Origin of the sequence: Pseudactinotalea sp. (assembly GCF_048594945.1) — a bacterium.
Classification (GTDB): domain Bacteria; phylum Actinomycetota; class Actinomycetes; order Actinomycetales; family Beutenbergiaceae; genus Pseudactinotalea.
Map to the genome: position 1 here is coordinate 1 of NZ_JBMDXJ010000307.1, position 9,168 is coordinate 9,168.

A 9,168-nucleotide genomic window follows, 5' to 3' on the forward strand; every position below is an offset into this window, starting at 1 on the left:
TGCCGAGTACGGTGCCGACCCAGCTCGTGAAACCGCGGATCCCGGCCATCGTCCGACCCTACGCTCCCGGCCGCGGCGCCGGGGCTGTCCAGCCGCGCCAGAGCGCGAGAATCCTGACCACCACGATGGCGGCAGCCGCGAGCACCACGGGCCAGACGCCGTCGACGATCTCGGCGACAGCCGCGAGCAGCGCGCAGCCGAGCACGGCCGGCACCACGTACAGCTTGGTGTCGCGGCGGAGCACGGAGGGGATCTCGCCGGCGAGGACATCGCGCAGCACTCCGCCTGCCACGCCACCCATCACGCCGATCAGCACCGACTCCAGCGGGCCGAGGCCCTTCTCGAGCGCGATCGTGGTCGAGGTCGCGCAGAACACGCCGAGCCCAACGGCGTCGCACACGAGCACCGCCCGCCGCAGCCGCTGCACCGCGCCGTGGAAGAAGAACACGATGGTGGTGGCCGCGACGATCAGCAGCCACCACCACGACGTGCGCAGCGCGGCGGGTGGCAGGTCCAGCAGCAGATCCCGCGCAAGCCCGCCACCGACGGCGGTGAGCGAGCCGAGCACGAACATCCCCACCACGTCCATCTGCTTGCGGACCGCCATGAGGGCGCCCGAGAGCGCGAACGCGAGGATGCCGATCGCCGTCAGCGCGGTCAGTGCCGTGGTCACGGTCCCAGTGTGGTCGACGAGGTAGCGCGGCAGCGCGAGACTGGTGCTGTGACGGAGAGAGTACGGACCGCGGTGGTTGCGGGCGCTGGGATCGGGGGTCTCGCGTCGGCACTCGGTCTCGCGCGTGAGGGCTGGCAGGTAACAGTGCTGGAGCGGGCGTCCGAGGTCGGCGAGGTCGGCGCCGGGGTAGCGCTCGCCCGGAACGGGATCGCCTCGCTGCAGGCGCTCGGGTTCGCCGATGCTGCGATCCAGGAGGTAGGCGTGCCCACGCGGGCGGGCGGCACGTTCGACCAGCACGGCTACCCGATCCTGGCGATCGCCCCCGACGTGGAGGGCGTCACGATGCGTGGCGTCCACCGGCCTCGGCTGCACGAAGCGCTGCTGGACCGGGCGCGCGCCGCAGGCGTCGAGGTGATGACAGGTGCCGAGGTGACTGGGATCGTCCCGGGCGCCCCCGACGGCGCGGATGCGGTCGTCACAGCGGCGGGAATCGAGCACCGAGCGGACCTGGTGGTTGCCGCCGATGGCGTCCACAGCGCTGTGCGCACCGCACTCGCGCCGCGCCCGGTGCCGGTCTACTCCGGGTACTCGAGCTGGCGCGCAGTGCTCCGGCACGAGCTCGAGCCGAGCGTGCTGACGCAGTACTGGGGACCGCGCGCCGAGTTCGGCACGATGCCGGTGGGCCACGGCCTCACCTACTGGTACGGCTACGTGCGGCTGCCGCAGGGCACCCGCTATCTGGACGAGCACCTGGCGGCCCGCGAACGCTTCGACGACTGGGCCCAGCCGGTGCGGGGCCTGATCGACGCGACGCCCGCCGACGCGGTCATCCGCCACGACGTTGTCCACCTGCCCGGTGGCATGCGGCGCTACCACGTGGGGCGGGTCGTGTTCGTGGGGGACGCCGCGCACGCGATGTTGCCGACGATGGGTCAAGGTGCTGCGTCGGCGCTGGAGGACGGGATCTGCGTCGGGCGATTGCTTGGGGCACAGGTCAGGGCAGGGGCCGACGTGGGCGAGGCGCTCGCGCAGTACGACGCCGCGCGCCGGCCTCGCTGCCGCTCCATCGCACGGGCTGCAACCGCGTCGGCGCTCGGCGGCGCACACCTGGGTCCGGCGCTGCAGGGCGTGCGCAATGCGCTGATGCGCCTGACGCCGAGCGCGGCCATCAGCCGGGGTGCGGACGCTGTCATGGGCTGGCAACCGCCCACCTGAGCGTCCTCGGTGCGGTGACCGGGCACACATCGGGCACGACGGCGGTGCCTGATCGGGCATGACTCGCGCCATCGGCGTGGGCTCGCTAGAGCGGCCTCTTTGGCACATTTCCGGCGATACGCGGGCTTGTGAACGTTGACATCGGATCAGCGAGGCGAGCCCGACCGCCTGCGTGAATGCCCGATTCGCGTCAGAATCGGGCATCCAATGGGGGCAAATCCCACTTGGGACCTGGCGCTGCCGCCACTAGACAAGTGTCAGGCGCCGACGCCCTCGAGATCCCCGACGAAGTGGAGGCCACGATGCCTGATCACGCCGGAGACGCTCGCCGTGCTGCGATCCTCACCCAGGCTCGCGACGAGGGCTCGGTCTCCGTCACCGAGCTCGCGCGCGCCCTGCAGGTCGCCACCGAGACCGTGCGCCGCGACCTCAAGGCGCTGGTCGACGCCGGCCTGGTCCGCCGCACCCACGGCGGCGCGCGGCCGGTCGAGGGGGCCGGCTTCGAGTCCGAGCTCGCCCACAGAGCCACGTCGATGCTCCCGGAGAAGCAGCGGATCGCCGATGCAGCGATCGAGGAGCTCGGCAACGCGGAGTCGGTCTACATCGATGAAGGGTTCACCCCCGACCTCGTGGCGCGCGGGCTCGGCCGTATCAGCCGCCCGCTGGCGGTCCTCACCAACTCCCTGGCGGCTGCCCAGCACGTGAGCGAGTTCGCGCAGCACACCGTGTACATCGTGGGCGGTCGCGTGCGCGGGCGCACGCAGGCGACGGTGGACGAGTGGGCGCAACGCATGCTCGCCGAGTTCACGCTCGACGTCGCGGTCATGGGCGCCAACGGCGTGAACCAGGAGCGCGGGCTCTCCACCCCGGACCCGGTGGTGGCAGCCGTCAAGCGTGCGGCGGTGGCGGCGGCACGGCGCCGAATCTTCGTGGGCATCCACACCAAGTTCGGTGTGCGCAGCTTCGCCCACTTCGCTGACATCGCCGACTTCGAGGTGATGGTGACCGACACCGGCCTCAGCAACCACGTGGCACACCGGCTCAGCGCGCTCGGACCGCGAGTGATCCGCGTCTGAAGGAGAACTGAAGCAGACATAGTCCGACCCCATCCGAGTTCCAGACGAGAGAAACGAGGAGGCACCGCATGCCGAACCGATCGCACACCCGATGGCGCGCGCGACGACGCGCGGCCGTGGTCGCAGGTGTCGCTGTTGCCGCGCTCACCGCAGGCTGCACCGCCGGAGCCGGAGGCTTCGACAACTCCGGGCACTCCATCAACGTGCTCATGGTGAACAACCCGCAGATGATGGATCTGCAGGCCCTCACCGCCGAGCACTTCACCGCCGAGACGGGCATCACCGTGAACTTCACGGTGCTGCCCGAGAACGACCTGCGGGACAAGGCATCGTCGGAGTTCGCCAACCAGGCGGGCCAGTACGACATCGCGACGTTGTCCAACTTCGAGATCCCCATCTACGGCCGCAACGGCTGGCTCACGCCGCTGAACCAGTACACGGACGTCGACACCGAGTTCGACCAGTCCGACATCTTCCCGGCTGCTGCCGATGCGCTGAGTGTGGACGGCACGATCTACGGGGAACCCTTCTACGGCGAGTCCTCGTTCCTCATGTACCGCACCGACGTGTTCGACGAGGCGGGCATCGAGATGCCCGACCGCCCCACGTGGGACGAGGTCGCCGAGGCGGCCGCCACGGTGGACGAGACCAGATCCGACATGTCCGGCATCTGCCTGCGCGGCCAGCCCGGCTGGGGACAGGTGATCGCTCCGCTCACCACGGTGGTCAACACCTTCGGCGGCACGTGGTTCGAGGAGGACTGGACAGCGGGCGTCGACTCGCCGGAGTTCTCCGAGGCTGTGCAGTTCTATGTGGACCTCGTCCGTGAGCACGGCCAGGCCGGCGCTCCCAGCTCGGGCTTCACCGAGTGCCTCAACGCCATGATCGGCGGCCAGGTGTCGATGTGGTACGACGCCACCTCGGCAGCCGGCAGCCTCGAAGCTGAAGGCTCCCCGATCGCGGGCAACGTCGGTTACGCGCAGGCGCCGGTCATGGAGACCGACTCCGCGGGCTGGCTCTTCCTGTGGTCCTGGGCCATGCAGGCGCGGATCGCGGACGAGGACCCCGAGCGGGCCGCCGACGCGTGGGAGTTCATCTCCTGGGCGTCCTCGGCCGAGTACGAGGCGCTGGTGGGTGACGTGTACGGCTGGGAGCGTGCCCCTGCAGGCAAGCGCCAGTCCACGTACGACAACCCGGACTACCTCGACGCCGCGGGCGCGTTCGCCGAGGCCACCCGGACCGCGATCCTCGAGGCCGACCCCAACGACCCGGGTGTGCAGCCACGCCCGGCACCCGGGATCCAGTTCGTGGGGATCCCCGAGTTCACCGATCTGGGCACGAAGTTCAGCCAGTACGTCTCGAGCGCGATCGCGGGGAGAACCTCCGTGCCCGATGCCGTGTCCCAGGGCCAGACGCTCGCTGAACGGGTCGCCAACACCTACCGAGAAGACTGAGAGGGGGACGTCATGACCACAACCCCAGCACCCGCCGTCGAGAAGCCGGCTCCGACCATCCGAGCCTCACAGACCGACGCCCAGGGATACCCGACCGAGCCACGTGCCAAGTGGATGCGCAGGGCACCGCTGCTGCCTGCCCTCGTGTTCATGATCGTGGTGACGCAGCTTCCGTTCGTCGCCACGCTCGTGATCTCGTTCTTCCGGTGGGACGCGTTCCGCCCCGACGACCGCGGCTTCGCCGGCTTCCAGAACTACGTCAACGTGTTCGTGGACGCCGACATGCGGAACTCGGTGTTCACCACGATCACCCTCACGGTCAGCGTGGTCCTGCTGAGCCTGGTGCTCGGGCTCGGCGTCGCGTTGCTGCTCAACCGTAAGTTCTTCGGACGCGGGATCGTGCGCACGATGATCATCGCGCCGTTCCTCGTGGTCCCGGTCGCGGCCGCGCTGCTGTTCAAGCACGCGATCTACAACCCGACCTTCGGGCTCATCAATGGTGTGCTCGGCTGGTTCGGGATGGAGGGCGTGGACTGGATCACGCAGTTCCCGCTCGGCTCGATCATCTTCCAGCTCGTCTGGCAGTGGACGCCCTTCATGACGCTGATCCTGCTGGCCGGGCTGCAGTCCCGCGACCATGAGGTGCTCGAGGCTGCCGGCCTCGACGGTGCCAGCGCGTGGCAGACGTTCGTCTTCATGACGCTGCCGCACATGCGCCGCTACCTCGAGCTCGCCGGGCTCCTGGGCGCCATCTACATCGTGCAGAACTTCGACGCGGTGTTCACCATCACCTCGGGTTCGCTCGGCACGGCCAACCTGCCCTACACGATCTATCAGACCCTCTTCACCGCGCAGAACTACGGGCTGGCATCCGCACAGGGTGTGCTCGTGGTGATCGGCACGATCGTCGTCTCGACGTTCGCGCTGCGCTCGGTGTCGAGCCTGCTGAAGGAGGAGGCGTCACGATGACCGCCGTCGCCGCTGCACCCCGTACCCGCCGCGTCCGCGCGGCCACCGCACCTGGCCGTAGCCGGGAGTCCCGCGCCACCAGGATGGGCCTCGGGCTCGCCGCCTGGGCGGTGGGCCTGCTGTTCGCGCTGCCGCTCGTGTGGATGGTGCTGACCAGCTTCCACTCCGAGACGGACGCGGCCAGCCCCACCCCGCAGGTGTTCGCACCGCTCACGCTCGACGGCTATCGCTCGTTCTTCGGTGCCGAGTCCGGGGCGAACCCCTGGCCCACACTGATCAACTCGCTCTGGGCGGCGGGCATCAGCACCATCCTCGTGGTGCTGCTCGCCGTCCCTGCCGCCTACGCGCTGTCGGTGAAGCCTGTGCGCAAGTGGTCGGACGTGATGTTCTTCTTCCTCAGCACCAAGTTCCTGCCCGCGGTGGCGGGCCTGATGCCGCTGTACCTCATCGCCGGCCGGCTGCAGCTGTTGGACAACATCTGGTTCCTGCTGATCATCTACGCGGCGATGAACTTGCCGATCGCGGTGTGGATGCTGCGCTCGTTCCTCGTAGACATCCCGCCGGCGCTGTTCGAGGCAGCGTCGCTCGACGGTGCAGGCCGGGTGATGACCCTGCGGCGGATCATCCTCCCGATCATCTCGCCCGGGGTGGCCGCCACCGCGCTGATCTGCTTCATCTTCGCGTGGAACGAGATGCTGTTCGCGCGCGTGCTCACCGGCGTCACGGCCGGCACCGCACCGGTGTTCCTCACCGGCTTCGTGACATCGCAGGGGCAGTTCCTCGCCCAGGTGTGCGCGGCCGCGACCGTGGTCTCTCTGCCGGTGCTGATCGCAGGGTTCGCCGCGCAGGACAAACTGGTGCAAGGACTCTCGATGGGAGCAGTGAAGTGACCGACACCCCGATCGCACTCAACGCCGCGAACCTGGAGGCGATCGCCGCCCGCGGGGTGGCGGTGCCCGGCTACGACCGCAGCGCGGTCACGGCCGGCATCGTCCACCTGGGCGTGGGCGCCTTTCACCGCGTGCACCAGGCGGTCTACACCGACGACGTGCTTGCCGCCGGTGCGACCGACTGGGGCATCTGCGGCGTGGGCGTGCTGCCGCAGGACGCGCGGATGGCCGAGGTGCTGCGCTCCCAGGACCACCTGTACACGGTGATCGAGAAGGTGGGCGAGGACGTCTCGGCCCGCGTGATCGGGTCGATCGTCGACTATCTGCTCGCACCGGAGGACCCGGCGGCCGTGGTCGCCAAGATCGCTGACCCGGCTACCAAGGTCGTCTCGCTCACGATCACCGAGGGCGGCTACAGCGTCAACGAGGCCACCGGCTCGTTCGACCCCACGCCCGAGGTGCTGGCCGACCTCGAACCGGGTGCGACGCCGTCGACGGCCTTCGGACTCATCGTCGCCGGGCTCGCCCGGCGGCGTGAGAACGGGACCGGCCCGCTGACCGTGATGTCCTGCGACAACCTGCCCGGCAACGGGGACCTCGCCAAGCTCGCGTTCGGCGCCTTCGCCGAGCGGCTCGATGCCGAGCTGGGGACGTGGGTGCGTGAGGAGGTCGCGTTCCCCAACACGATGGTCGATCGGATCGCCCCTGTGACGACCGACGGCGACCGGTCCCTTCTCGAGGAGACGTTCGGAGTGGTGGATGGCTGGCCGGCCGTGTGTGAGCCGTTCAGCATGTGGGTGATCCAGGAGCGCTTCGTCGATGGCCGGCCGCCGTGGGAGGAGGTCGGCGCCGCGCTCGCCGACGACGTCCGCCCGTACGAGCTGATGAAGCTCGGGCTGCTCAACTCCTCGCACCAAGCCCTCGCGTACTTCGGGCACCTGCTCGGGCACACCTACGCCGACGAGGCCGCGACGGATCCGGACATCGCCGAGCTGGTCCGGCGCTATCTCGCCGAGGCCACACCGGCGATCCCTCGGGACGACGAGATGGACCTCGAGGGATTCCGCGACGAGTTGTTGCCACGGTTCTCGAACGCCGCGATCGGTGACACGGTGGCGCGGCTCGCGGCGTTCTCCTCGGACCGCATCCCGCAGTGGCTGGTGCCGGTGATCCGCACCAACCTCGCCGAGGACAGGCCGGTGACGTTCGCGGCGGCGATCGTGGCGAGCTGGGCGCGGTACGCCGAGGGCACGGGCGAGCAGGGAGAGCCGATCGAGGCGGTCGACCGGCGCTGGGACGAGCGGCACGCGGCAGCACTCGCGCAGGCCGACGATCCGCTCGCCTTCGTGCGTGAGTCGAGCATGTTCGGCGACCTCGCCGATCGGCCGGCGTTCACCGAGCCGTACCTCGCCGCGCTGTCGACCCTGCGCGCGCAGGGCGCACGCGCCACCCTGCGCAGCATCCTCTCCTGACCCGCCCAGAGGGCACAAACGTGTCCGCGGGGCTTGGCCGGCCATACCTCGCGGACACGTTTGTGCCCTTTGGGTGTGGTTTGGCTGAGATGGCGAGGGTAGGGGTGAGGGGGTCGGGGCGGGTAGGCTGGCGGCGTGATCGAATCGATTCATGGACTGCGGGGCATCGGCTTCGGCGGCGACTACAACCCGGAGCAGTGGCCCGACGAGGTGAGGCTGGCCGACGTCGGCCTGATGCGCGAGGCCGGTGTCACCGCGGTGAGCCTGGCGATCTTCGCGTGGGCGAGCATCGAGGTGCGCGAGGGCAGCTACGACTGGGCGTGGCTGGACGCCACCATGGACCGGCTGCACGAGGCGGGCATCCGCGTCTCGCTCGCCACAGCCACTGCGTCGCCGCCGCCGTGCCTGACGCGCAAGCACCCCGAGATCCTGCCCCGCACGGTCGACGGCACGCTGCTCTCGCCCGGCGCGCGGCAGGCCTACTCCGTGAGCTCGCCGATCTGGCGGGAGTACGCGGTGCGGATGGCGGTGGTGGTCGCCGAGCGGTACGCCGGTCACCCCGCGCTGGCGTTGTGGCACGTGGACAACGAGATCGGCTGCCATGTGCCGCACGACTACTCGGACAACGCGGCGACCGCGTTCCGCGCCTGGTTGCAGGATCGCTACGGCGACATCGACGCGCTCAACGCGGCGTGGGGCACGGCGTTCTGGTCCCAGCGGTACGGCGACTTCGCCGAGGTGCTGCCCCCGCGAGCGGCGCCGAGTCACTCCAACCCCACGCAGCAGCTCGACTTCGCGCGCTACAGCTCCGACGAGCTGCTCGCGTACTACGTGGAGCTGCGTGACGCGATCCGGCCGATCACGCCTGAGGTTCCGATCACCACGAACTTCATGTGCAGCACGGCCACGAAGTGGATGGACTACCGGCGCTGGGCGCGCGAGGTCGACGTCGTCGCCAACGACCACTACACGATCGCCGCCGACCCGGACCGGCACATCGAGCTGGCGCTGTCGGCGGACCTGACGCGCGGCGTCGCACAGGGGCGCCCGTGGCTGCTGATGGAGCACTCGTCCGGCGCCGTGAACTGGCAGCCCCGCAACCGCGCGAAGGCACCAGGCGAGATGATGCGGAACTCGCTCGCCCACGTGGCACGCGGTGCCGACGCGGTGATGTTCTTCCAGTGGCGTGCCTCGCAGGCGGGGGCCGAGAAGTTCCACTCGGCGCTCGTGCCGCACGCCGGGCCCGACAGTCAGATGTTCCGCGACGCCACCGAGCTGGGCGCCGCGGTCGCAGCCTTGGCGCCGCTGACCGGGTCACGGGTGCAGGCGCGCACGGCGTTGGTCTGGGACTACGAGGCATGGTGGGCTCTCGAGCTCGACGCGCATCCCAGCGAGCTGACGTACATGGACCGCATGCGT

Annotated in this window: 8 protein-coding genes; 7 read left to right on the top strand and 1 reads right to left on the bottom strand. The window is 69.8% G+C overall.

The features are described 5' to 3' along the window. Window positions 1-58: 58 nt before the first annotated feature. The gene (locus tag ACOJSN_RS13560) at window positions 59-673 is read right to left on the bottom strand and encodes a trimeric intracellular cation channel family protein (protein WP_420113034.1); all 615 of its coding nucleotides are present in this window, start codon (window positions 671-673) and stop codon (window positions 59-61) included. Window positions 674-721: 48 nt separating this feature from the next. On the opposite strand from ACOJSN_RS13560, the gene ACOJSN_RS13565 reads away from it, so the two are divergent. The 7 genes from ACOJSN_RS13565 to ACOJSN_RS13595 all read left to right on the top strand — a co-directional run. Further along, the gene (locus ACOJSN_RS13565) at window positions 722-1,888 is read left to right on the top strand and encodes an FAD-dependent monooxygenase (RefSeq protein WP_420113035.1); all 1,167 of its coding nucleotides are present in this window, start codon (window positions 722-724) and stop codon (window positions 1,886-1,888) included. 302 nt (window positions 1,889-2,190) lie between these two features. Next, window positions 2,191-2,964 (top strand): DeoR/GlpR family DNA-binding transcription regulator, encoded by a 774-nt coding sequence (locus tag ACOJSN_RS13570; RefSeq protein WP_420113036.1) that lies wholly within the window; start codon window positions 2,191-2,193, stop codon window positions 2,962-2,964. Window positions 2,965-3,032: 68 nt separating this feature from the next. Further along, window positions 3,033-4,418: an ABC transporter substrate-binding protein gene (locus ACOJSN_RS13575; protein ID WP_420113037.1), complete on the top strand. Its 1,386-nt coding sequence runs from the start codon at window positions 3,033-3,035 to the stop codon at window positions 4,416-4,418. A 114-nt stretch (window positions 4,419-4,532) separates the two neighbouring features. After that, on the top strand, window positions 4,533-5,387 hold the full coding sequence (locus tag ACOJSN_RS13580) for a carbohydrate ABC transporter permease (protein ID WP_420113041.1): 855 nt from the start codon (window positions 4,533-4,535) through the stop codon (window positions 5,385-5,387). Further along, window positions 5,384-6,277 carry a carbohydrate ABC transporter permease gene (locus ACOJSN_RS13585; protein ID WP_420113038.1) on the top strand — a complete coding sequence of 298 codons (894 nt, stop codon included), beginning with the start codon at window positions 5,384-5,386 and terminating at the stop codon, window positions 6,275-6,277. The genes ACOJSN_RS13580 and ACOJSN_RS13585 overlap by 4 nt, the downstream gene beginning before the upstream one ends. Then, window positions 6,274-7,749, top strand: a complete 1,476-nt coding sequence (locus ACOJSN_RS13590) for a mannitol dehydrogenase family protein (RefSeq protein WP_420113039.1) — start codon at window positions 6,274-6,276, stop codon at window positions 7,747-7,749. Before ACOJSN_RS13585 ends, ACOJSN_RS13590 begins: the two co-directional genes overlap by 4 nt. A gap of 135 nt (window positions 7,750-7,884) precedes the next feature. Continuing rightward, window positions 7,885-9,168 (top strand): beta-galactosidase (locus ACOJSN_RS13595; protein WP_420113040.1); only part of this gene is annotated, 1,284 nt, incomplete at its 3' end.